Here is a 21,359-nt window from a genome sequence, read left to right as displayed (position 1 = left end):
AGGCCCGGCACAACCCACAAAGAAAGAGACATTCATGGCGACCACAGCACATGCAAGCAGCCCGGCAACGTCGGCCGCGTACTTCCCGCCGCTCGATGCGCTGCCCGGCCGGGGCCGTGTGGCGGGCAAGGTGGCGCTGGTGTTCGGTGGCGGTTCGGCTGGCCCCGGCTGGGGCAACGGCAAGGCCGCCGCCATGGTCTACGCCCGCGAAGGCGCGCGCGTGGCGGTGGTGGACATCCGCCGCGAGGCGGCCGAGGAAACCCGTGCCCAGCTGTACGCCGAGGGCTTCGACGCCGAGGCCTATGCCGCCGACGTCACGGACTCCGCCGCCGTGGCCGAGGTGGCGCGGCGCGTGCACGCGCGCTTTGGCGCCATCGACATCCTGCACAACAACGTGGGCATCACGCGCATGGGCAGCGTGATCGACATGGACGAAGCCACCTGGCAGCAGGTGATCGACACCAACCTGACCGGCGTGTTCCTCACCTGCAAGCACGTGGTGCCGGTGATGCTGGCGCAGGGGCGCGGCGCCATCGTCAACATCTCGTCGCTGGCCTCGCAGCAGATCAACAGCTACCCGTACATGCCGTACTACGCGGCCAAGGCCGGGCTCAACCACTTCACGCGGGCGCTGGCCGTGCAGTACGCGGCCCAGGGCATCCGCGCCAACGCGGTGCTGCCGGGCGTGATCGACACACCGCTCATCCACCAGCAGATCGCCGGCCAGTTCGCCAGCACCGAAGACATGCTGCGCACGCGCAACGCCGCCAGCCCCATGGGCCGCATGGGTCAGGCCTGGGACGTGGCCTACACGGCGCTGTTCCTGGCGAGCGACGAGGCGCGCTACGTGACGGGCGTGTGCATTCCGGTGGATGGCGGCAAGGGCTGCACGGGCAAGTAGGCCCTTCACGTTCCAGCGTTTCAAAGTTCCATTGATTCTTTCATTCCCACATTCGCAGGAGACAACACCCATGAACAAGCACCGAATGAACCGCCGCACGGCCGCTGGCATCGCACTGGCACTGCTGGGGGCCGCGGCGGCGCTGCCCGCCGCCGCGCAGGGCGCCTTCCCTGACAAACCCGTCAAGCTGGTGGTGCCGTTTCCGCCGGGCGGCACGTCGGACATCAGTGGCCGCGTGCTGGCCGACGCCTTGTCCAAGGAACTGGGCCAGCCGGTGATCGTGGAGAACAAGGCGGGCGCGGGCGGCTCGGTGGGCGCGCGCTTCGTGGCCGAATCCAAGGCCGACGGCTACACGCTGCTGCTGGGCACCACCAGCACCAACGGCACGAATTCGGCGGTGTACAAGAACCTGAGCTTCGATGCGCTCAAGAGCTTCACGCCCATCACGCGCATCCTGTCGGTGCCCGGGGTGCTGGCCATCAACAAGAGCTTCCCCACCAAGAACTATGCGGAGTTCGCCAAGCTCGTGGGCCAGTCGCCCGGCAAGTATTCGTATGCCTCCTCGGGCAACGGCGGCGCCACCCACATGGCGATGGAGTACTACAAGTCGCTCAGCGGCCTGCGCGTGGTGCATGTGCCGTACCGCGGCACGGGCCCGGCGCTCAACGACGTGATCGGCGGCCAGGTCGAGATGATCTACGACACGCTGGCCTCGTCGATGCCGCATATCAAGGCCGGCAACCTGGTGCCCATGGCCCTGGCCACGCCCCGGCGCCTGAAGGAATTGCCCGAGGTGCCCACCTTCGCGGAGCTGGGCCTCAAGAGCGCCAACGAAGGCTTCTGGAACGGCGTGCTGGCGCCCGCCGGCCTGCCCGCCGATGTGCTGGAGAAGCTGCATGGCGCCATCGTGCGTGCGCTGCGCACGCCGATGGTGCAGGAGAAGTTCGCCGCCGCCGGTGCCATCACGGTCGAGGACACGCCCGCGGCCTTCGCCAAGATCATTGCCGACGACATCGTGAAGTGGAAGAAGGTGGCCGAGACCAGCCACATCACGGCGGACTGACCGTCTGGCCGTCTGACTGACCGGGCCGCTGACGTGGGGGCGCACCGCGCCCTCGCGCCCCTGCATGGCCGCATTGCCCATTGGCGTCGGGCGGCGCGCCATGGGGCCGCTATAACCCCTGCATGACTCTTTCCTGGATCGCCTGGGCGTGGATACCGCTGACGCTGTGGGCCGCATTGGCCCAGACCGCGCGCAACGCGGCGCAGCGCTCGCTCACCGCCGGGCTGGGCACGCTGGCGGCCACGCTGGTGCGCTTTCTGTACGGCCTGCCGCTGGCCACGGCCTGGGTGGCGGGGCTGACCTGGGCAGGGGCGGGCGGCATTCCTCAGTTCAACGGGATGTATGCCGCGTGGCTTGCCATGGGCGCGCTCACGCAGGTGGGGGCCACGGCCTTCCTGCTGCTGGCGATGAAGGAGCGCAACTTCGTGCTCGCCGTGGCGTATTCCAAGACCGAGGTGCTGCAGGTGGCCCTGTTCTCGGCCGTGCTGCTGCACGAACTGCCGGGCCCGCTGGCGCTGGGCGCCATGGCGGCGGCCACGGTGGGCGTGGTGCTGCTGTCGCTGCCGCCGGGCGGCGGCTGGCGCGCGCTGCGCGCGGGGCCAGGGGCCGTGGACGGCCAGGGCAGCGGCCGGCTCGTGGTCTACGGGCTGGCATCGGGCGCCTGCTTCGCGCTGGCCAGCGTGGGATTTCGCGGTGCGTCGCTGGCGCTGGCAGAGGCCAATGCGGGCGTGGCGCCCTGGGTGGCCGGTGCCTGGGGCGTGTTCTGGGCGCAGCTGCTGCAGTCGGTGGTGCTGGGCGGCTGGCTGCTGGCACGCCAGCCCGGCGTGGCGGGCGCCATCGCGCGGGCCTGGCGCATGTCGGTGGTGGCGGGATCGATGGGCGCGGTCGCGTCCATCGCGTGGTTCACGGCCTACGCCATGCGGCCCGCGTCCGACGTGCGCACGCTGGGCCTGGTGGAGGTGCTTTTCAGCTACCTCGTCTCGCGCCGCGTGTTCCGCGAGAGCCTGACGCGCACCGAGGGCGTGGGGCTGGCGCTGGTGGTGGCGGGGCTCGTGGGGGTCTGCGCGCAGTGGTAGCGGTCGCAGCCGCAGCAGCGCCGCCCGGGGCGGCTTGAACGCGGCCGCCGCGCGCTGCACTCTTCGGGCCGGGCGATGAATCCAAAGCGCCCGCTGTGGCGTATTCACCCACAGAAGATCCCATTGCACCGTGAACAGAGACCAATCCCAGAGAATGGGCGCATGAGCACCCTCCACACAGACCGTGAACTGATGGACCTCCTCGACCGCATCGCCGCGCAGGACGACACCGCGCTGAAAAGCCTGTACGAGAGCACCTCGTCGCGGCTTTTTGGCCTGGCGCTGCGCGTGGTGCGCAACCGTGATGCGGCCGAGGACGTGCTGCAGGAGTCGTTCCTGACCATCTGGCGGTCGGCCGCCAGCTACCGTGCATCGCTCAGCCCGCCCATGGCGTGGCTGGGGCTCATCGTGCGCAGCCGCGCGCTCGATGCGCTGCGCAAGCGCACCAGCGACCGCGCGGACCTCATGAACGAACTGGACGATGCCCTGGCGGAAACGCTGCCGGGCGAGGGCGCCAACCCCATGGACGCCACCGAGGCGAGCGAGCAGGCCTTCGCGTTGCACCAATGCCTGGGCAAGCTGGAGACGCGGCAGCGCGAGGTGGTGAGCCTGGCCTACCTGCGCGACCTGAGCCACGGCGAGCTGGCCGAGCAGCTCAAGCTGCCGCTGGGCACCGTCAAGACCTGGATCCGGCGCGGGCTGGAACAGCTGCGCGCCTGCATGGCACGCTATGCCTGAGCCAGGAACCTCCCCATGAACCTTTCCCGACACCCCGAACTGCTGGACCGCCTGGCGGCCAGCTATGCGCTGGGCACGCTGCGGGGCGGCGCGCGCCGCCGCTTCGAAACCCTGGCCCGCGAGCAGGCCCCCGTGCGGGCTGCCGCGCTGGTGTGGCAAGGCCGCTGGTCCGGCCTGACCGAACTGCAGGAACTGGCCGAGCCGTCCTCGCATGTCTGGACCCGCATCCACAACCTGGTCGAGGCGGACAAGGCCGCGCGGGCCCTGCAGGCCGCCCATCGGCCCGCGGACCGGGTGCCGGGCGGCGGCTGGTGGCACAGCCTCTTGGTGTGGCGCGGCGCGGCCGCCGCCGGCGCGCTGGCCACCGTGGCGGCGGTGGCGATCGGCGTGCAGGTGCACGGCGCGCTCAAGGCCACGTCGGGCCGGCAGATTGCCACGCTGCAGCAGCAACTGCAGGCCGCGCCGCAGATCCAGTACGTGGCCGTGCTGTCCGACGACAAGGAGGCCGCGTCGATGCTGGTCACCTTCGACCCCAGGAACAACCAGCTGGTGCTGCAGCGCGTGGGCGGCTTCCAGGAAGGGGCCGACAAGTCGCTCCAGCTGTGGGCGCTGCCGCCCTCGGGCGGGCCGCGTTCGCTGGGGGTGCTGGGGCAGGACAGGCTGCTCACCCTGGTGGCGGGCGAGGCCGATGTGAAGCAGGTGCCAGCCCTGGCGATCAGCCTGGAGCCCAAGGGTGGCGTGCCCAGCGCGACCGGACCTACCGGGCCGGTGCTGTTCAAGGGCGCGCTGATCGAGCGCATGCTGTAAGGGGCGCCGGGGTGGAGGGCTGGCGCAGGCGCCCGTCAAAAAAAATTTATCTGTCGTTTTTGAATCCACCGGGTGCCGGGGTTCGTAAGTTGGGAGCAACATCCACTTACAACCGCGACACCGCCCTTTGGGAGAGATCACGATGGAATACAGGCTTCACTGCACGCTGCTCGCGGCACTGGCGATGGGCGCCGCCGGGCTGGCCCAGGCCGGGACGGGCAAGCTGCTGCTCACCGGCGGCGTCAGCAGCATCGGCGGGTCGGCCGGCGGCGGGCTCACGCCCTGGGCCGTGATCGGCACGAACGCCACGGCGGGCGAGACCGGCTTCAGCGGCTACGCCACGCGAGCGGCCACGCAGGACTACGGCCTCACGGGCTATGGCGTGGCGCTGGGCCTGCACGACCGGGTGGAGCTGTCGCTGGCCCGGCAGGATCTTGATGCCTCGCCTGCGCTGGCGCTCAACGGCATCGCGCCCTTTGGCGTGGCGCCCGGCCAGCACATCCGGATGGATGTGGTGGGCATCAAGGTGAAGGTGGCGGGCGATGCCGTGCTGGATGCCGACAGCCTCATGCCGCAGATCGCCGTGGGCCTGGAGCACAAGCGGACGCACGCGGGCTCCATCCGGTCGGTGCTCGACTTCCTCGGTACAAGAACCAGCGGCACCGATGTGTATGTGAGCGCCACCAAGCTGCTGCTGGCGCAGAGCCTGCTCGTCAACGGCACCCTGCGCTACACCAATGCCAACCAGAACGGCCTGCTGGGCTTTGGCTCGGCCGCGCCGGGCAGGAACAGCCGCAGCCTGCAGCCCGAGTTCTCGATGGCCTACCTGCTGAGCAAGAACCTGGCGGTCGGCGCCGAGTACCGCTTCAAGCCCAACAACCTGCAGGCGCTGGGGGCGGCGGCCGGCCTGGGCGCCGCGCTGCGCGAGGACGACTGGAAGGACATCTTCATCGCCTGGGCACCCACCAAGAACGTGTCGCTCACGCTGGCGTATGTGGACCTGGGGCGCATCGTGCCGGGCATCACCAACAACCGCCGCCAGACGGGCTACTACCTGTCGGCCCAGGTCGCTTTCTGAGCCCGCTTCGGAGACCCCCATGATGATCAAACGCAACACCTTCTCTGCCCTGGCCCTGGCCGCCGCCTGCCTGTGGGCTCCAGCTGCCCTGTCGCAGCCTGCCCCGGCCACCTCCCCGGCGGCGCCCGCGGGCCTGTACCAGGCGCTGGGCGAAAAGCCCGGCATCACCCGCCTCATGGACGACTTCGTGGACCGTGTCGTGAGAGACCCGCGCATCGGCGGCCACTTCAAGGAGGCGAAGCCCCAGGCCCTCAAGGAAAGCCTGACCGACCAGGTCTGCCAGCTCAGCGGGGGGCCTTGCAAATATGAAGGCGCTGACATGAAATCGGCCCATGCCGACATGGACATCCACAAGGGCCACTTCCATGCCCTCGTGGAGGTGCTGCAAAGCGCCATGGATGCCCAGGGCATACCCTTCGCCCAGCAAAACCGGTTGCTGGCCCTGCTCGCACCCATGCACCGGGACGTGATCACCATCCACTGACGCCATGATGAAAAATACTATTATTTTGATAGCTATCAGCGCTTTATGGGTAAGCGCTAGCGCCGGAAATGTTCAAATCCAGGTGCTGGACCGCGAGGGCCGGCCCGTGCCCGATGCGGTGGTGGTGGTGTACCCCGGCGCCACGGCCGGCACGCCCCCGAGCCTGCTGCAGGCCAGCCCCACCATCGAACAGGAGAAGATGCGCTTCGTGCCCGCCTTGACGGTGGTGGCCCCCGGCACCACCGTGCGCTTCACCAACCAGGACCGGTGGGACCACCATGTGCGCGGCAACCCCGCCACGGTCGCGGCCGCCGCGGCGCCGGGCGGCACCAACCCCGGCTTCGAGCTGCGCCTGGCGGGCAAGACCGATGGCAAGCCCTCCAACTTCGCCGACGTGAAGCTCGACACGCCCGGCGTGGTGCTGCTGGGCTGCCATCTGCACGGCTCCATGCGCGGCCATGTGTTCGTGACCGATTCGGCCTGGGCCCTCAAGACCGACGGCGACGGCATTGCCCGCTTTCCCGCCGTGCCCGAAGGTGCCGCCCAGGTCCGCGTATGGCATGCGGAGCAGCTGGTGGACCTGCCGCGCAAGGCCCTGAACGTGGCGCCCGGCCCGGTGCTCGACACCGTGCAGCTCAGCGTGGTGCCGCGCGTGCGCCGCGCCCCGCCCGCCGCGCCCCCGGGAGGCCCCATGGGTTCGTACAGCCAGGCGCCCGCGGGCGGCGCCCACCTGCACCCCGGCAGCTGACCCGCCACCACGGCGGGTGGTCCACCGGATGGCGGGCCAGCGGGCAGGCCGGCGCCCCGTGGGCCGTGCCGGCCCTTCGCTTCCTCAGCCCGGCAGCTTCAGGCCGCCCGGTCCCGAGGGAATGGTGTTGGCGCTGCTCTTGTTGCCCGCGGCCGGCGCGCCCACGTTGTCCACCTTCACGCTCCCGGCGGGGGCATTGAGGTACAGGTAGAGCGCCTGTGCATCCACATCGCTGAGCTGGCCCAGCGACTCGAACGGCATGACCTGGATGGGCGTGCCGTCCGGCCGTTTGCCGGTGCGCAGCATGGCGACGAAGCTCGCCGCCGTGGGGTAGCGCGCCAGGGCGCTGTCGGCGCCGGGGCGGATGTCGGCGGCAGCGGGCCAGTCGGGCGGTCCGCCCGGAATCTTGCCGCCCTCCAGCGTGGCGCCGTGGCAGCCGATGCACATGTTGGCCACGTACTGGCCGTTGGCCAGTGTCACGCCGGCTGGCACGGGGCGTGACGGAGCGAGCTGGTGGTCGATGCGCGCCGCCGCGTCGGGGATGGCGCCCAGGCCGTACAGCACCCAGGCGGGGCGGGGCAGCTCCACCACCGCCTGCGTGCCCTCCTGGGGCTTGAGCTGGCGCACATACGACACCAGGGCATTCAGGTCGTCGTTGGTGAAGCGGTTGTAGTCCTCGCTGGGCATCACCAGCACGGGGCGGCCGTTGGGCTTCACGCCATGGCGGATCACGCTGTTCCAGTCCTCGGGCTGGTAGCGCGCCACCACGCCGGCGGGCGTGATGTTGGGCCCGATGATGCGCGTGCCCTTGCCGTCGTTGACGAATTCGCGGCCCGTGCCCTGCGCGCCGTGGCAGTCGGTGCAGCCGCGCGATGCATACAGGTAGCGCCCGCGCTCGATGGTCTGCGCATCGGTGGTGTAGGCCACGGGCCGGGGCTTGATGTCGATGTAGCGGTTGCGCTTTTGCTCGGCCAGATACAGGCCGCTGGCCGCCGTGGCGGCAACGATGGCGCTCAGCAGCAGCGCGCCGCCGGCGGTCCATTTGATCCAGCGTTTCATGGGGGGTCCCTCTTCTTCGAATGAATGATTGGCGTGTCCAGGCGCCGGATTCTGAATTCGAAGAAGCGGTTTGTGCCACCCGCCGCCGCAAGGCGTGGCGGGGCCGGTGACATTTGTCACAAACGGCCCGCCGGTGTGGGGGGCCGCGAAGGTTCAGCGCTCGATGGTCTTGTTCCAGCGCGTGTTCCAGGCCGGGCGGTTGGCGTTCACGCTGTCCCAGTCCAGCGTCACGGCGTTCTTCATCCACTGGCTGATCTGCGCCACTTGCGCCGCGCCTTCGCCCACGGCCGGGGCCTTGGGGTTGGTGGGGATCTGCGCGCCGAACTGCAGCACGTTGGCCTGCGCCAGCGGGCTCAGCAGGAACTCGGCCAGCTTCTGCGCCAGCTCGGGCTCGCTGTTCCTGGCGATCACGCACTGGCCGGTCATCAGCACCACCGAGCCCTCCTTGGGCTGTGCGTATTCCACGGGAATGCCCTTGGACTTGAGCGCGGCCACGGCCGTGGGCGTGAGCGGGAACAGCGCGGCCTCGCCGGTCTGCACCATCTCGGAGATCTTGGCCGAGCTCGGGATGTATTCGAGCACATTGGGGCCGATGGTCTTGGCCCAGTTGTTGAAGCCCGGTTCCACGTTCTTGTCGTTGCCGCCCTGGATGCGGTTGAACATCAGGAAGCCGTGCAGCCCGAACGACGACGACGGCATGGACTGGAACACCACCTTGCCCTTGTACTTGGGGTCCGCAAAGTCCATCCACGAGGTGGGCGCAGCCCAGCCCTTTTCGGTGAACATCTTGGTGTTGTAGGCGATGCCGGTCATGCCCAGGCTCACGCCGCTGGCCAGGTCGTCCTTGAAGCGGGCGGCCGGGTAGATGTCGTTCAGGTGCGGGTTGGGGCGCTGCTTCTCGCACAGGCCCATGCCCATGGCGCGCACCATGATGCCGTCATCTAGGAACATCACGTGCATCTGCGGCTTGTCCTTGTTGGCCTGGGCCTTGGCCAATATGTCCGAGGACGTGCCCGGCACCACCACGACCTTCACGCCGTGCAGCTTCTCGAACGCCGGGAACACGTACTGGGTGTACGCCTTCTCCATGGTGCCGCCGTTCATGCCGATGTACAGCGTCTTGGGGGTCTGTGCCACGGCTGCGCCGCTGGCGGCCAGGGCCGTGGCAGCGGCCGCAGCCAGCAGGCCGCGGCGCAGGGAAACGTTCGGGCGGAAAGCGAAGTTCATGGTGATTGCCTTTCGGGTGGGAGGGGGTGGGGAGAGGTCGGCGGGCTCAGTGGGCCTGCGCTGTGGTTGTTGTGGGCGTGGCGCCCGCGGCGGGCGCTGGCGGCGTGTCAAAGCGAGCCAGGGAAAACGCGTCGATCGGCGTGCTGGTGTGCCCGTCGCGCGCCAGTTCGGCCAGCACTTCGCCCACGGCGGGGCCGATCTGAAAGCCCGCGCCCGCAAAGCCGAAGCCGTGGATCAGGCCGGGCGTGGTGCGGCTCTTGCACAGCACGGGCTGGCGGTCGGGCAGGTAGCCCTCGGTGCCGCTCCAGGTGCGGATGAAGTGCGCGTGTTTCAGCGCGGGCAGCAGCTCGACCGCCTGCACGGTGAGCGACGCGATGGCGCTGCGCTCCGAGCGCGCGCGGTCGCCGTCGAGCCAGAAGCCCGACCCGCCGCCCAGCACCAGGTTGCCGCGCGCCACCTGGCGGCAGTAGATGCCGCCGCCTTCCACGCCCAGGCTCCATTGCATGAAATAGGGCAGGGGCTCGGTGACCATCATCGCGGGGTGGCCGGAGCGCAGCGGCACCGGTTCGCCAAACTGCTCCGCCATCGCACCGGCCCAGGCACCCGCGCAGTTGAGCACCACCGGGGCACTGACCTCCAGTGCCGTGCCCGAGTGCAGCGTGAACAACTGCCGGCCGTCGTGTTCGATGCGTGTGAGCGGCGAGCGCTCGAAGATCTGCGCGCCGGCGCGTTGGGCTGCCAGCGCGAACGCGGGCGACACCAGGCGCGGGTTGGCCTGCCCATCGTCCACGCACAGCGAGCCGCCCACCGCCTTGCCGCCCAGCCAGGGGCACTGCGCCCGCAGGCGCTCGCCGCTGATCAGCTCGATGCCCAGGTCGAAGTCCCGGCTCAGGTGGGCGTAGTGCTCCAGCGCGGCCATGTCCGCCTCGCTGCGCGCGATCTTGAAGTGCCCGGTGCGCTGGTACTCGCCGTCGGTGCCGATGAGCGCGGGCAGCCGCGCCCAGATCTCGTGCGCGCGCTGCGCGAGCGGCAACTGGCTCAACGGCCGCCCCTGGCGGCGCACGCCGCCGTAGTTCACGCCGCTCGAGCGCGAGCCGCACAGGTCGCGCTCCAGCAGCACCACGTCCACGCCCTGGCGGCGCAGGGCCAGCGCGGCCGATGCACCCACGATGCCGCCGCCCACGATGGCGACGTCGGTCTTGATGGTTCGAGGCGTGCTGCTGCTCATGCGCTGGCTCCCGCGTCCGTGGCCTGCCGTGCCTGCAGGTGGATCGGTACCGGTTTGATCGGCGCCTGCCCGCGCAGCCGGCCCACCCGCTCCACGGGCTGGCCGGTGGCCTGCGCCAGGATCTCGGCCGCTGCCACGCCACAGCTGCGGCCCTGGCAGCGGCCCATGCCCACGCGGGTGAGCGCCTTCAGGCGGTTCATTTCATCGGCACCGGTCTCGCGCACGCAGGCGCGCAGATCGCCGGCCGTGATGTTCTCGCAGCGGCACACCACCAGCGCGTCGGGCGCGTGCGCGGCCCAGTCGGTGGGGAAGGGAAAGGCGCGTTCCAGCCCCTGGCGAAACCGCATCAGGCGGTGAAGCTGCCCCTGCAGCGCCTGCATGCGCGCCGCATCCACGGCCGTCCCGTGGTCCTGCAGCAGCGCCAGCGCGGCCAGCTCGCCGGCCCACTCGGCCGCGTCGGCGCCCAGGATGCCCGCGCCGTCGCCCGCCAGGTACACGCCTCGCACGCTGCTGCGGCCCGCGGCATCGCGCTCGGGTAGGTGGGCGCGGTGCATCGGTGCCCAGGCAAAGCGGCAGCCCAGCAGGTCGGCCAGCTGTGTTTCGGAGCGCAGCGCGTAGCCAAAACCCACGGCGTCGCAGCTGAGCGTGTGTTCGCGCCCGGCACCATCGGCCCACACCACGCCCGCCACGCGGCCGTCGCCCAGCACGCGCACGGGGCGGATGCCGCTGTGGATGGGCACGCCGTGCGCGCGCAGCCAGCCCACGTAGTACACGCCCTTGGCGAACACCGCAGGCTGCGTGAGCATGGCGGGCACGGCGGCCAGCTGGTCGGCAAAGCGCGCGGTGTCGAGCACCGCAGCGACCATGGCGCCGGCCTTGGCGTACTGGTAGGCCACCAGGTACAGCAGCGGGCCCGTGCCCATCAGCACCACACGGCTGCCGATGGCGCAGCCCTGGAACTTGAGCGCCACCTGCGCGCCGCCCAGCGTGTAGACACCCGGCAGCGTCCAGCCCGGCACGGGCAGCACGCGGTCGGTGGCGCCGCTGGCCACGATGAGCTGGCCGTAGGGCACGGTGCGCGTGGTCTGCGTGGGGCCGTGCAACACATCCAGCAGGCCGCCCTGTGCGTTCCACACCAGGCTGTCGGGCTGGTAGTCGATCTGTGCGTGCAGGCCGTCCAGCGTGCCGTGCAATGCGGTGGCACGCGCGGCCTCGGTGCCGTACAGCGTGGCGGGGGTGCGCTTGAAGTGGGCAGGCGGGCGGCGGTAGATCTGCCCGCCGCCGCGCGCGGCTTCGTCGATCAGCACAGGGCGCACGCCGTGCGCCGCCAGCGTCTGCGCGGCGCGGATGCCGGCGGGGCCTGCACCCACGATCACGGGTTGCAAAGCAGGCTTCGTCGTCATGGCTGGCCCCCGCTGGCAAAGGTGGCCGCGTCGGCGGGTTCGGTGCGCAGCGCCATGCCGGGGGTGACGAAGGTGCTGCAGGCGCGCAGGCGCTCGCCGCTGTCGGTCAGCACCCAGCAGTCCTGGCAGGCACCCATCAAACAGAAGCCTGCGCGCGGCTCGTGGCTGAACTCGTTGCGGCGCAGTTGCGCATGCTGCGTGAGGATGGCCGTCAGCACCGTATCGCCCTGAAGAGCGGTGGCGGATTGGCCGTTGATGGTGAAGTGCACGGGCGCACGGCTCTTCTCGGCCACGCGGTGCAGCAAGGCAGGGCTGGAACTCATGTTTTCGGTGCTCATCTACTTCCGGCCCACGAGGACGCGGTCCAGTCCATAGACACGGTCCAGCAGCACCATGGCGCACGCCGTCACGGCCACCATCAGCGCCGACACGGCCGCCATCAGCGGGTCGATGGATTCGGTGGCGTACATGTACATGCGCACCGGCAGCGTCACCGTGCTGGGCGAGGTGACGAAGATCGACATGGTCACTTCGTCAAAGCTGTTGATGAAGGCCAGCATCCACCCGCCCGTCACGCCCGGCAAAATCATGGGCAGCGTGATGCGCGTGAACACCGTGGCCTGGCTGGCGCCCAGCGACAGGGCTGCATGCTCCGCGCTGCGGTCGAACCCCACCAGCGCCGCCACCACCAGGCGCAGCGTGTACGGCGTGACGATGAGCGCGTGCGCCACCACCAGCCAGCCAAAGCTGCCCGTGCCGCCGATCAGCGCGAACAGGCGCAGCAGGGCCACGCCCAGCACCAGGTGCGGAATGATCAATGGCGACAAAAACAGCCCATTGAGAAAGCCGCGCCCGGGAAAGTCGTAGCGCGTGATCGCAATGCCCGCGGGCACTGCCAGCACTGTCGCCAGCGTGGCCGACGCCAGGGCCAGCCACAGGCTGTTCCAGAACGACTGCATGAAGTCCGGGTGGTCGAACACCGCCTTGAACCAGCGCAGCGAGAACTCGGTGGTGGGCAGCGTGAGCGTGTTGTGCGGCGTGAAGGCGACGATGCACACCACCAGCAGCGGGGCCAGCATGAAGGTGATGACGAGCGCGTTGAACGCGAGGGCGATGGGGCCGTTTTTTTGCATGGATCAGGACTCCCGCCGGGCCGCCCCAAGGGAGGCCTGCGCCCCCTTGGGGGGCAGCGAATACACGAAGTGATGGAGCGTGGGGGTGGTCATACTTACCCGAGAGATTTTTTGTACCGGCCTTCAACCAGGCGGTTGTAGCTCAGCATCACCACCAGATTGGCCACCAGCAAGGTCAGCGCAATGGCGGCGCCCAGCGGCCAGTTCAGCTCGTGCAGGTACTCGTCGTACACCACCGTGGCCACCATCTTCAGCCGCCGCCCGCCCAGCAGGCCGGGAATGGCGAACGAGCTGGCGGCCAGGCCGAACACGATCAGGCTGCCCGACAGAATGCCCGGCAGCACCTGCGGCAGCACGATGCGCCGCAGCGTGGTGAAGGGCGAGGCCCGCAGCGACAGCGCGGCGTTCTCCACGCCCGGGTCCAGCTTCTGCAGCGATGTCCACACGGGGATCACCATGAAGGGCAGCATCACGTGCACCAGCGCCACCACCACGGCGATCTCGGTGTAGAGCATCTTCACCGGGCCGATGCCCACCAGGCCGAAGGCCGCGTTCACCAGCCCCTCGGGGCCGAGCAGCATGCTCCAGCCAAAGGCCCGCACCACCACCGACACCAGCAAGGGCGCCAGCACCACCAGCAGCAGGATGGAGCGCCACGGGTTGCGCATGCGGCTGAGCACATAGGCCTCGGGCGCGCCGATGGCCACGCAGATCAGCGTGACCAGCCCGGCGATCCAGAACGTGCGCCAGAAGATCGCGTGGTAGTACGAATCGGCAAACACATGGCGGTAGTGCTCCAGCGTGAACTCGCCCGCCTTCACCCCCGTGGCCGGGTCGAACGCGTTGAACGACAGCACCGCTGTGAGCGCCAATGGCACCAGCAGCAGCACGGTGAACAGCAGCAGCGCCGGGCCGGACAGCCACCAGGGCATGGCCTTCTTGCCCAGCAGCGGGTGGGGCGCTGCGGACAGGGTCGATGGGGCGGCTGTCATGGCGTGGCCTCGGCCTCGGCGCCTGCCGTTGCGGCTTCATCGGCGGGCAGCAGGCGCATGCAGTGGTCGGGCCAGTCCAGGCCGGTGCGGTCGCCTTCGTCCAGCGCGTTGCGGCCGTCGTTGGGCACCAGCACCATCAGGTCGCCCAGGGGGGTGCCCACGCGGTACAGCCACTGGCTGCCCAGAAAGAAGCGTTCGCGCACCTCGCCGCCGATGCGGCCCTGCACCGCAGGCACCAGCTGCAGCTTTTCGGGCCGCACGCTCAGCAGCACGGCCGCGCCGGGGCGAAACTGCGCGCCGTCCACCCGCACCTCGATGGGCCCTGTGCCCACGTGGGTGTGCGTGTTGTTGGCTGACGTCACCTTGCCGGGCACCAGGTTGGCCTTGCCGACGAAGGTGGAGATGAAGCGGGTGCGCGGGTGTTCGTACACGCGGTGCGGGTGGTCGATCTGCGTGGCGCGGCCGGCCTCCATCACCACCACGCGGTCGCTGATGGACATGGCCTCGCTCTGGTCGTGCGTGACCATCACCGTGGTGGTGCCCACCTTGCGCTGGATCTGGCGCAGCTCGAACTGCATCTCCTCGCGCAGCTTGGCGTCCAGGTTGGACAGGGGCTCGTCCAGCAGCAGCACGGGGGGCTCGATGACCAGTGCGCGCGCCAGGGCCACGCGCTGGCGCTGGCCGCCCGACAGTTCGCGGGGGTAGCGCGTGGCGTGCGCCTCCAGGTGCACGAGGCCCAGGGCCTGGGCCACGCGGTCCTTGCGCTCGGCCTTGGGCACCTTGCGCATCTCCAGGCCAAAGCTCACGTTGTCGGCCACCGTCATGTGCGGAAAAAGCGCATAGCTCTGGAACACGATGCCCAGCCCGCGCGTGTTGGCCTTGGCGTGGGTGATGTCGCGCCCGTCCAGCTGGATGCGGCCGCTGCTGACCGCCTCGAAGCCCGCCACCATCTGCAAGGTAGTGGTCTTGCCGCAGCCCGAGGGGCCGAGCAGGGAGACGAATTCGCCTTTTTCCACCGTGAGGTTCATGGACTGCACCGCGCAGGTGCTGCCGTAGAACTTGGTCACATCACTGAGCTTCAGGAAGGACATGGGGGCCTTTCTTCGGATTCCGGTTTCCTGCCATGCGCGTGCTCCGAGCGGCGCGCGCATGGATGTCTTTGTGCCGGGCTGCCTCTGCTGAACAAGGGGCTTGCCACTGCTGCACCGCCGTGGTGCATGGGGCTGTTCAGGATGGAGAGCCTTGGCGTTTTCAGTTCACTCTATTGCAACAACCGAACCAGATCGCACCGGGTATTCCATTAATCAGAATTTTTCTTTAAATTATTCCGATAGTTGGAATGTGATGGGTAGAATGAAGCCCATCTATTCCGCAGGAGCGATGCATGGAAGCAGCAACCGCAGGCACGGGCGGCGTACCCCGGGTCTTTGCCCTCATCCGCGCCCTGGTGGCCGTGCAGGCCGAGGGCGGCCGGGTCACCCAATTGGCGCGTGCCATCGGTCTCACGCAGGGCACCACGCACCGTTTGCTGCAATCGCTGGTGGCAGAAGGCATGGTCGAGCAGGACGAGCGCAGCAAGCTCTACCGCCTCAGCATGGACTTCTTCGCGCTGGCGGCCCGCGCCGGCAACCCGGGCGACCTGCGCAGCCTGTGCCGCCCGGCGCTGCTGCGGCTGTGCGGCAGCCTGGGTGACAGCATCTTTTTGCTGGCGCGCAGCGGCTTCGACGCCATCTGCCTGGACCGCAGCGAGGGGCCCTTCCCGATCCGTTCGTTCACCGGCGACATCGGTGGCCGCGTGGCGCTGGGGGTGGGGCAGGGCGCCCTGGCCATCCTGGCCTTCCTGCCCGAGGCCGAGCGCGAAGAGGTCATCCGCTTCAACCTGTCGCGCGTGCGCGAGTACGGCGTGTACGACGAGGTGTATTTGCGCACCGAGATCGAGCGCGTGCGCCAGCAGGGCTACGCGGGCCGCAACACCGGCCTGCTCGAAGGCATGGCCGGTGTGGCCGTGCCCATCTGTGACCGCGAAGGCCGCGCCGTGGCGGCGCTGAGCGTGGGCACCATCGCCGACCGCCTGAACGCCGACCGCATGCCCACGGTGGTGGAGCTGCTCAAGCGCGAGGCCGCTGCCATCGGGCCCCGGATCAACCCCTTTGACGCCACCCTGCGCCGGCCTGCACAAAGCCTGGCGGGTTCGCCGCCAGCGCAGCGGGTGGTGCCCGGCGCGGACCGGGCGAGCGCATCCGACCCCCTGGGCTGAGTTGCTGGCCTGGCGGCGCGCGGCCCGCGCTCGGCAAGTCCCGGCCGCCATCCGCGTGGCCGCAGAAAAATGCGCTGAACAGCGTGGTGGCAGTCCGCCCCGCTATAGTCCGCGCTCCCCCTGGCGGTTTGCGTGCCGGCGATGCACGCCGTGTTGACCGACCCGCCTCTTCAAGACAAGAAAAAAACGAACACCATGGGCCTGCAGCAGACCACCCCCGAATACCTCGACCAATGCCGCGCCGCGCAGCGGGCTGAGCAGGAGCAATCCCTGGCGGCCACCAACGACTGGGCGCACGTGGACAAGCCCCAGGTGCATGCCGACTTCACTGCGTTCTACCAGGAGCTGGCACCGCTGATCGATGCGCACGCCCCTGAATCCGAGGCCATCCAGGCCCTGATGGAAAAGCACTTTTCCATCGTCGCGCGTTTTTACGTGCCATCGCGCGACGCTTATGTGGGCACCGTGCTGTTCTATGCCGACAATGCCGACATGAAGGCGTTTCACAATGCCTACCACCCGCGCATGGTGGAGTTCCTGGGCGACGCCGCGTTCGTCTACGCGCTGCAGAACCTGCAATAGCGCTCCCTGGAGGCCCATGCAACCCCATGCCACGCCGGCGCAGCCACCCGCGAGCGGCGCACTGGAACCCTTTGCTCCCGTGTGCGGCGCCCTGGCCGAAGCGCTGCGGGACGATGCGTTCTATCAGGCCGTCACCATCGACCACGCGGCCGACCCCGCCCTGCGGCACCGTGTGCTGGCCCACTACTTCGCGCTGGCCCTGGACGAGGCCCGCGCCGTGGGCGAGGTGCATGTGTCGGGCGCCGACGGCGCCGCCCTCTGGCTGACCCAGGAGGCCACGGCCAGCGCGCAGGCCCTGCACGGCGAGCGCCGCACCCAGGGGCTTTCCCGGCTGCTCGGGCCCGCAGGTTTCGCCAACTATGTGCGCATCGCCGCCGCCATGGAGGAGCAGGTGCCCGGCGACCTGCGGGGTGCGTGGTACCTGTCCATCCTGGGCGTGCGCCCTGCTGCGCAGGGCCAGGGGCTGGCGCAGGGACTGCTGCGGCTGACGCTGGCCCGCGCAGACCTGGCGCGCGCCATCTGCTTTCTGGAAACCTTCAACCCGCTCAGCCTGCCGTTCTACCGGCGCCTGGGGTTCACGCGCACGGTGGAGTGCGTGGAACCGGTCTCTGGCCGCACGTACTGGCTGATGGTGCGCGAGGCCGCGCGGCGCCCCTGAAGGCGCGCAAGCCCAGGCACGCACGCCACCGCCCGCGCGGCGGGTTTCTGAAAGGTGGGGTTTCATCCCAGTAGCAAAGCCACCACCAATCACTTAGTATGGTCCGTAGAGGGGTAGAGGCCAGCCAGGCCGCCGATCTGTCCTGACGTTTGCTGAGTGTGCTGGTGGGTGGAAATGAATCGATGAAGCGTGATGTTCGCCTGGCAGTGCTGCTGCTGACCGTTGTGTACCTCTCGGTGTCTGCCGCCACCGCCTGGCAGATGTGGTCGGCGCGGGAGCGCTCGCTGGCCGAAATCGACACCCAGAACCTCAACCTGGCGCAGACCCTCAACACCTACACCGAAGGCGTCATCACGCAAAGCGCCATGCTGCTGCTGGGCATCGTGGAGCGGCTGGAGGAAGAGGGCACCGGCCCCCAGCACATGCAGCGCCTGCAGCGGCTGATCGACCAGCAGGAACATTTGCTGACCCAGCTCAATGGCATCGTCATCTATGGCGCCACCGGCGACTGGCTCATGTCTTCGGCCGGGCGCTTGCCGGCCCAGGCCAACAGCACGGACAGGGCCTTCTTTGCCCACCACCGCGACAGCGCGTCGCGCGAGCCCTTCATCGGGCCGGCCATCCGGAGCCGCTCCACCGGCGACTGGGTCATCACCATCAGCCAGCGCTTCGAGGACAAGGACAGGCGCTTTGGCGGCGTGGTGGTGGTGAGCCTGGGCATCAAGAGCTTTCTGGAGCTGTTCGGCAAGATCGACGTGGGCGACCAAGGCGCCATCGGGCTGTCGACCACGGGCGGGCAGATGCTCGTTCGCTATCCCTACCGCGAGCAGGACCTGGGCCGCGACTTCTCCAAATCGGCCAATTTCCAGCGCGTCTACTCCGGCGCCGTGTCGGGCACGGCCTCGTTCAAGTCCGGCATCGACGGAACGCAGCGGCTTTACGCCTTTCGCAAGAGCGACCGGTATCCCGTGGTCACCACCGTGGCGGTGGGCAAGGAAGAAGCCCTGTCCGGCTGGCGGCATCAGGCGCTGCTCACTGCGGCCGTCGTCGGTGCCTTGCTCCTGGGCATCGCGGTCATCGGCTGGCGGCTGCTGCTCGACATCCGCCGCCGGACCCGCGCCGAGGCCTCCCTCGTGGCTGCGCGCGAGGATCTGATGCGGGTGAACCAGAAGCTGGAGGCGCTGGCCGCGCAAGACCAGCTCACGGGCCTGGCCAATCGCCGCTGCTTCGACGAAACCCTGAACATGGAGTGCCGCCGCGCGAGCCGGCAGGGGACGCCGCTGTCCCTGCTGCTCATCGATATCGACTACTTCAAGGGTTTCAACGACACCTACGGCCATGTGGCGGGCGATGCCTGCCTGCAGGCGGTGTCGAAATGCCTGGTGCAGTACGCCAAACGCCCCGGTGACCTCGTGGCGCGCTACGGCGGGGAAGAACTGGCGATCATTCTTCCCGGCACGGATCTTCAGGGGGCGCGCATTGTGGCGGAGGTCGTGCGGGAGCGGATCGAGGCGCTGGCTATCGCGCACAGCGGCAGCTCGTGGGGCTGCGTCACGGTGAGCGTGGGAGCCGCCACGATGGCAGGGCCTTACGCGCAGGGGTGCGAGCGGCAACTGATCGAGGCGGCGGATGGCGGGCTGTACCGGGCCAAGGCGTCAGGGCGCAATCGGGTGCAAGCCTAGGCGGGTAGCCCGTCCGGGGTAGCAGTGCGCGGGCCGTTGCCGTGGGTCCTCCCGTAATTTCTTGCGCATCCGACCGGCATACTCCAGGGCTGAAGCTGTTCCGAGATGGTGCGTGAGCCCGCACCACGGTGTCGAGAGCGCCGCGCGCTGGCGCGCATTGTCCGGATTACCCATAAATAAAAATGGCAACGCAAAACTCCCAAACCGCCCACCCGAAATACCGTCTGGACATTGATGGCCTGAGGGCCGTGGCCATTGTCTCCGTGGTTGTCTTTCACGCTTTTCCAGAGTGGCTCGAAGGGGGGTTCATCGGAGTCGATATATTTTTCGTTATATCGGGGTATCTGATTTCATTGATCCTCTTCAAAAGCCTTGACGGAGAATTTTTCAGTTTTTCGCTGTTCTATGCCCGGCGCATAAGGCGCATATTTCCAGCACTCTTGCTCGTTCTGGCTTCCTGTCTTGCCTTGGGCTGGTTTGCGCTGCTCGTGGATGAGTATATGCAGCTGGGCAAGCATGTCATGGGAGGCGTGGGTTTTGTCTCCAATTTTGTGCTGTGGCGCGAGTCGGGGTATTTCGACAACTCCGCGGAAACCAAGATCCTGCTGCATCTCTGGAGCCTGGGTATCGAAGAGCAGTTCTACATCATTTGGCCGCTCTTGCTCTGGCTGGCCTATAGGTGCAAATGCAATCTGCTGGTGGTAACCGCCACTTGCACGGTAGTTTCTTTCGGGTTGAACCTCCAGGGGGCAGGGCAAAATTCCGTTGCCAACTTTTATTCTCCGCAGACGCGGTTCTGGGAGCTTCAATGTGGGAGTCTCCTGGCATGGTTTTCTCTTTATGGGCAGGAAGTGGGCGGCAAACTGCGATATGCGCTGAAGGACAGGTGGCGTCTGGCCGCGCTTTTCAAAGAGGGTGAATCCTGCGGCAAGAGCCTGTCGAACCTCTGTTCGTTTCTTGGCTCACTGCTGCTGGCCTATGGATTCTGGCGGATCAACAAGAACACGGATTTCCCGGGAATCTGGGCAGCTATCCCCATATTGGGGGCCGTGCTGATAATTCTCGCCGGCCCGGATGCATGGATCAATAAAAGAATCCTGTCGAACCGGTTGGCAGTCTGGATTGGTTTGATCAGCTTCCCGTTGTACCTTTGGCACTGGCCGCTGCTTTCCTTTGCCCGTATCGTGGAAGGAGAGACTCCCAGTCGGAATGTTCGTGTGGCCGCAGTGGCTCTGTCCATCGTGCTCGCATGGCTCACCTACAGATTCATCGAGCGGCCGGTGCGGAGTGGGAACCGCAATGGGTGGAAAGTAGCCCTGTTGACCACCCTGATGCTCATCGTCGGGTTTGCCGGTTATTTTATCTATGACAGGGATGGCTTGAAGTCCAGAAGCGGTATCGTGCAGATGGATTCCATCAACGCGCAGTTCGTAGGGCCGGGGTGGAAATTCATGAAGAATGACACCTGCCTGTCCAAATATCCGCTGGTGGATGTGGAGAAATACGGGTGGTGGTTTTGCATGGCAAGCAGCCAAGAGAAACCAACCCTGCTTCTGCTGGGAAACAGCTTTGCCAATCACCTCTACCCTGGATTGGCTCTGAACGATGATCTCAAGCACCACTCCGTACTTTCCATCGGCGCTTGCGACCCTGCCTGGGTGGAAATGTCCGACCCCGTCAGCGAGTTGAGTACCCTACCCTGCTCTGGTCACAGGCAATTTGAGCAGCAGGAGCTCATCAATAACATCGTGCTCAAAGAAAAATCAATTCGCTATGCCATCATCGATGGTATTCCCATCAACATGAAGGAAGGATACATCAAAAGGCTGCAAAGAAGAGTTGATTTTCTTGAAAAGAACGGCGTCAATGTCATTCTTTTCAGTCCCCATGTAAGGATGGACTACGATATTAAAAATTGCTATGCGCGGCCATTGAAGGAATCCAAGAGAGATTGCCAAATATCTGCTGAGAATTACATGAAGATCATGAAGTATTTCAATTGGCTGGTGGATGAAATCCGGCAGACAAATCCAAAAATATTGGCCTTCAATCAGAACTCGACTTTCTGCAACGAGCGTGGGTGCCAGTTCAAACTCCCCGTCATGCCTGCTTTCAGGGATGAATATTTTCATCTGTCAGAATTTGCCAGCAAGTTGGTCGCCAAGGAGTTTGCGGGCTGGGCCAAGGCGGAGGCGCCGGATATTCTGGTGCCCTGAAGGCCTGTGCGGAGGCCGGTCCGTGCC

General features: G+C 67.5%; 21 protein-coding genes. 13 read left to right on the top strand and 8 right to left on the bottom strand.

Annotated elements, in window-relative coordinates; all coding sequences use genetic code 11:
* Positions 1–34: 34 nt before the first annotated feature.
* The 8 genes from ACAM51_RS06370 (at position 35) to ACAM51_RS06335 (ending at position 6,895) form a co-directional block, all read left to right on the top strand.
* Positions 35–901, top strand: a complete 867-nt coding sequence (locus tag ACAM51_RS06370; RefSeq protein ID WP_369643033.1) for an SDR family NAD(P)-dependent oxidoreductase — start codon at positions 35–37, stop codon at positions 899–901.
* A gap of 70 nt (positions 902–971) precedes the next feature.
* Positions 972–1,964: a tripartite tricarboxylate transporter substrate binding protein BugE gene (locus tag ACAM51_RS06365; RefSeq protein ID WP_369643032.1), complete on the top strand. Its 993-nt coding sequence runs from the start codon at positions 972–974 to the stop codon at positions 1,962–1,964.
* Between the two features lie 122 nt (positions 1,965–2,086).
* Positions 2,087–3,040 carry an EamA/RhaT family transporter gene (locus tag ACAM51_RS06360; RefSeq protein ID WP_369643031.1) on the top strand — a complete coding sequence of 318 codons (954 nt, stop codon included), beginning with the start codon at positions 2,087–2,089 and terminating at the stop codon, positions 3,038–3,040.
* A gap of 162 nt (positions 3,041–3,202) precedes the next feature.
* Positions 3,203–3,778, top strand: coding sequence for a sigma-70 family RNA polymerase sigma factor (locus ACAM51_RS06355; RefSeq protein WP_218340070.1), 576 nt, complete (start codon positions 3,203–3,205; stop codon positions 3,776–3,778).
* A gap of 15 nt (positions 3,779–3,793) precedes the next feature.
* Positions 3,794–4,585: an anti-sigma factor gene (locus ACAM51_RS06350; protein WP_218295642.1), complete on the top strand. Its 792-nt coding sequence runs from the start codon at positions 3,794–3,796 to the stop codon at positions 4,583–4,585.
* Positions 4,586–4,769: 184 nt separating this feature from the next.
* Positions 4,770–5,663 (top strand): DUF3034 family protein, encoded by an 894-nt coding sequence (locus ACAM51_RS06345; RefSeq protein ID WP_369643779.1) that lies wholly within the window; start codon positions 4,770–4,772, stop codon positions 5,661–5,663.
* Between the two features lie 19 nt (positions 5,664–5,682).
* A complete protein-coding gene (locus ACAM51_RS06340) occupies positions 5,683–6,147 on the top strand; it encodes a group 1 truncated hemoglobin (protein ID WP_369643030.1) in 465 nt (154 codons plus the stop codon).
* 4 nt (positions 6,148–6,151) lie between these two features.
* Positions 6,152–6,895, top strand: a complete 744-nt coding sequence (locus tag ACAM51_RS06335; RefSeq protein ID WP_369643029.1) for a plastocyanin — start codon at positions 6,152–6,154, stop codon at positions 6,893–6,895.
* 84 nt (positions 6,896–6,979) lie between these two features.
* Here the strand turns inward: ACAM51_RS06335 and ACAM51_RS06330 are convergent, their stop codons facing one another.
* The 8 genes from ACAM51_RS06330 to ACAM51_RS06295 all read right to left on the bottom strand — a co-directional run bounded on the left by ACAM51_RS06330 (position 6,980) and on the right by ACAM51_RS06295 (position 15,028).
* Positions 6,980–7,954: a c-type cytochrome gene (locus ACAM51_RS06330; RefSeq protein ID WP_369643028.1), complete on the bottom strand. Its 975-nt coding sequence runs from the start codon at positions 7,952–7,954 to the stop codon at positions 6,980–6,982.
* 153 nt (positions 7,955–8,107) lie between these two features.
* Complete coding sequence (locus ACAM51_RS06325; protein ID WP_218295638.1) at positions 8,108–9,181, bottom strand: ABC transporter substrate-binding protein; 1,074 nt, start codon at positions 9,179–9,181, stop codon at positions 8,108–8,110.
* Positions 9,182–9,227: 46 nt separating this feature from the next.
* Entirely contained in the window at positions 9,228–10,409 is a 1,182-nt protein-coding gene (locus ACAM51_RS06320; RefSeq protein WP_369643027.1) for an NAD(P)/FAD-dependent oxidoreductase, read from the bottom strand.
* Positions 10,406–11,812 (bottom strand): FAD-dependent oxidoreductase, encoded by a 1,407-nt coding sequence (locus ACAM51_RS06315; RefSeq protein ID WP_369643026.1) that lies wholly within the window; start codon positions 11,810–11,812, stop codon positions 10,406–10,408. Before ACAM51_RS06315 ends, ACAM51_RS06320 begins: the two co-directional genes overlap by 4 nt.
* Entirely contained in the window at positions 11,809–12,135 is a 327-nt protein-coding gene (locus ACAM51_RS06310) for a (2Fe-2S)-binding protein (protein ID WP_255591094.1), read from the bottom strand. The genes ACAM51_RS06315 and ACAM51_RS06310 overlap by 4 nt, the downstream gene beginning before the upstream one ends.
* A 15-nt stretch (positions 12,136–12,150) precedes the next feature.
* On the bottom strand, positions 12,151–12,945 hold the full coding sequence (locus tag ACAM51_RS06305) for an ABC transporter permease (protein WP_369643025.1): 795 nt from the start codon (positions 12,943–12,945) through the stop codon (positions 12,151–12,153).
* A gap of 95 nt (positions 12,946–13,040) precedes the next feature.
* Positions 13,041–13,937: an ABC transporter permease gene (locus ACAM51_RS06300; RefSeq protein WP_218340076.1), complete on the bottom strand. Its 897-nt coding sequence runs from the start codon at positions 13,935–13,937 to the stop codon at positions 13,041–13,043.
* Positions 13,934–15,028 (bottom strand): ABC transporter ATP-binding protein, encoded by a 1,095-nt coding sequence (locus ACAM51_RS06295; RefSeq protein WP_369643024.1) that lies wholly within the window; start codon positions 15,026–15,028, stop codon positions 13,934–13,936. Before ACAM51_RS06295 ends, ACAM51_RS06300 begins: the two co-directional genes overlap by 4 nt.
* Positions 15,029–15,321: 293 nt before the next feature.
* Between ACAM51_RS06295 and ACAM51_RS06290 the strand changes: the two genes are divergently transcribed.
* The 5 genes from ACAM51_RS06290 to ACAM51_RS06270 all read left to right on the top strand — a co-directional run bounded on the left by ACAM51_RS06290 (position 15,322) and on the right by ACAM51_RS06270 (position 21,332).
* A complete protein-coding gene (locus tag ACAM51_RS06290; RefSeq protein ID WP_369643023.1) occupies positions 15,322–16,194 on the top strand; it encodes an IclR family transcriptional regulator in 873 nt (290 codons plus the stop codon).
* Between the two features lie 153 nt (positions 16,195–16,347).
* Positions 16,348–16,776, top strand: a complete 429-nt coding sequence (locus ACAM51_RS06285) for a TipAS antibiotic-recognition domain-containing protein (RefSeq protein WP_255591096.1) — start codon at positions 16,348–16,350, stop codon at positions 16,774–16,776.
* Between the two features lie 16 nt (positions 16,777–16,792).
* Entirely contained in the window at positions 16,793–17,434 is a 642-nt protein-coding gene (locus ACAM51_RS06280; RefSeq protein WP_369643022.1) for a GNAT family N-acetyltransferase, read from the top strand.
* A gap of 182 nt (positions 17,435–17,616) precedes the next feature.
* Positions 17,617–19,116 carry a diguanylate cyclase gene (locus ACAM51_RS06275; RefSeq protein WP_369643021.1) on the top strand — a complete coding sequence of 500 codons (1,500 nt, stop codon included), beginning with the start codon at positions 17,617–17,619 and terminating at the stop codon, positions 19,114–19,116.
* 182 nt (positions 19,117–19,298) lie between these two features.
* Positions 19,299–21,332, top strand: coding sequence for an acyltransferase family protein (locus ACAM51_RS06270; protein WP_369643020.1), 2,034 nt, complete (start codon positions 19,299–19,301; stop codon positions 21,330–21,332).
* Positions 21,333–21,359: the final 27 nt, after the last annotated feature.

Origin of the sequence: Acidovorax sp. A79 (assembly GCF_041154505.1) — a bacterium.
GTDB lineage: Bacteria > Pseudomonadota > Gammaproteobacteria > Burkholderiales > Burkholderiaceae_C > Acidovorax.
Note: the sequence above shows the minus strand (reverse complement) of the source record. Positions and strands in the feature narration are given on the sequence as shown.

What these genes read in the sequence shown, in the direction of transcription:
- ACAM51_RS06370 (WP_369643033.1), top strand. Translation starts at nt 35, where the DNA reads ATGGCGACCACAGCACATGCAAGCAGCCCGGCAACGTCGGCCGCGTAC.
- ACAM51_RS06365 (WP_369643032.1), top strand. Translation starts at nt 972, where the DNA reads ATGAACAAGCACCGAATGAACCGCCGCACGGCCGCTGGCATCGCACTG.
- ACAM51_RS06360 (WP_369643031.1), top strand. Translation starts at nt 2,087, where the DNA reads ATGACTCTTTCCTGGATCGCCTGGGCGTGGATACCGCTGACGCTGTGG.
- ACAM51_RS06355 (WP_218340070.1), top strand. Translation starts at nt 3,203, where the DNA reads ATGAGCACCCTCCACACAGACCGTGAACTGATGGACCTCCTCGACCGC.
- ACAM51_RS06350 (WP_218295642.1), top strand. Translation starts at nt 3,794, where the DNA reads ATGAACCTTTCCCGACACCCCGAACTGCTGGACCGCCTGGCGGCCAGC.
- ACAM51_RS06345 (WP_369643779.1), top strand. Translation starts at nt 4,770, where the DNA reads ATGGGCGCCGCCGGGCTGGCCCAGGCCGGGACGGGCAAGCTGCTGCTC.
- ACAM51_RS06340 (WP_369643030.1), top strand. Translation starts at nt 5,683, where the DNA reads ATGATGATCAAACGCAACACCTTCTCTGCCCTGGCCCTGGCCGCCGCC.
- ACAM51_RS06335 (WP_369643029.1), top strand. Translation starts at nt 6,152, where the DNA reads ATGATGAAAAATACTATTATTTTGATAGCTATCAGCGCTTTATGGGTA.
- ACAM51_RS06330 (WP_369643028.1), bottom strand. Translation starts at nt 7,954, where the DNA reads ATGAAACGCTGGATCAAATGGACCGCCGGCGGCGCGCTGCTGCTGAGC.
- ACAM51_RS06325 (WP_218295638.1), bottom strand. Translation starts at nt 9,181, where the DNA reads ATGAACTTCGCTTTCCGCCCGAACGTTTCCCTGCGCCGCGGCCTGCTG.
- ACAM51_RS06320 (WP_369643027.1), bottom strand. Translation starts at nt 10,409, where the DNA reads ATGAGCAGCAGCACGCCTCGAACCATCAAGACCGACGTCGCCATCGTG.
- ACAM51_RS06315 (WP_369643026.1), bottom strand. Translation starts at nt 11,812, where the DNA reads ATGACGACGAAGCCTGCTTTGCAACCCGTGATCGTGGGTGCAGGCCCC.
- ACAM51_RS06310 (WP_255591094.1), bottom strand. Translation starts at nt 12,135, where the DNA reads ATGAGTTCCAGCCCTGCCTTGCTGCACCGCGTGGCCGAGAAGAGCCGT.
- ACAM51_RS06305 (WP_369643025.1), bottom strand. Translation starts at nt 12,945, where the DNA reads ATGCAAAAAAACGGCCCCATCGCCCTCGCGTTCAACGCGCTCGTCATC.
- ACAM51_RS06300 (WP_218340076.1), bottom strand. Translation starts at nt 13,937, where the DNA reads ATGACAGCCGCCCCATCGACCCTGTCCGCAGCGCCCCACCCGCTGCTG.
- ACAM51_RS06295 (WP_369643024.1), bottom strand. Translation starts at nt 15,028, where the DNA reads ATGTCCTTCCTGAAGCTCAGTGATGTGACCAAGTTCTACGGCAGCACC.
- ACAM51_RS06290 (WP_369643023.1), top strand. Translation starts at nt 15,322, where the DNA reads ATGGAAGCAGCAACCGCAGGCACGGGCGGCGTACCCCGGGTCTTTGCC.
- ACAM51_RS06280 (WP_369643022.1), top strand. Translation starts at nt 16,793, where the DNA reads ATGCAACCCCATGCCACGCCGGCGCAGCCACCCGCGAGCGGCGCACTG.
- ACAM51_RS06275 (WP_369643021.1), top strand. Translation starts at nt 17,617, where the DNA reads ATGAAGCGTGATGTTCGCCTGGCAGTGCTGCTGCTGACCGTTGTGTAC.
- ACAM51_RS06270 (WP_369643020.1), top strand. Translation starts at nt 19,299, where the DNA reads ATGGCAACGCAAAACTCCCAAACCGCCCACCCGAAATACCGTCTGGAC.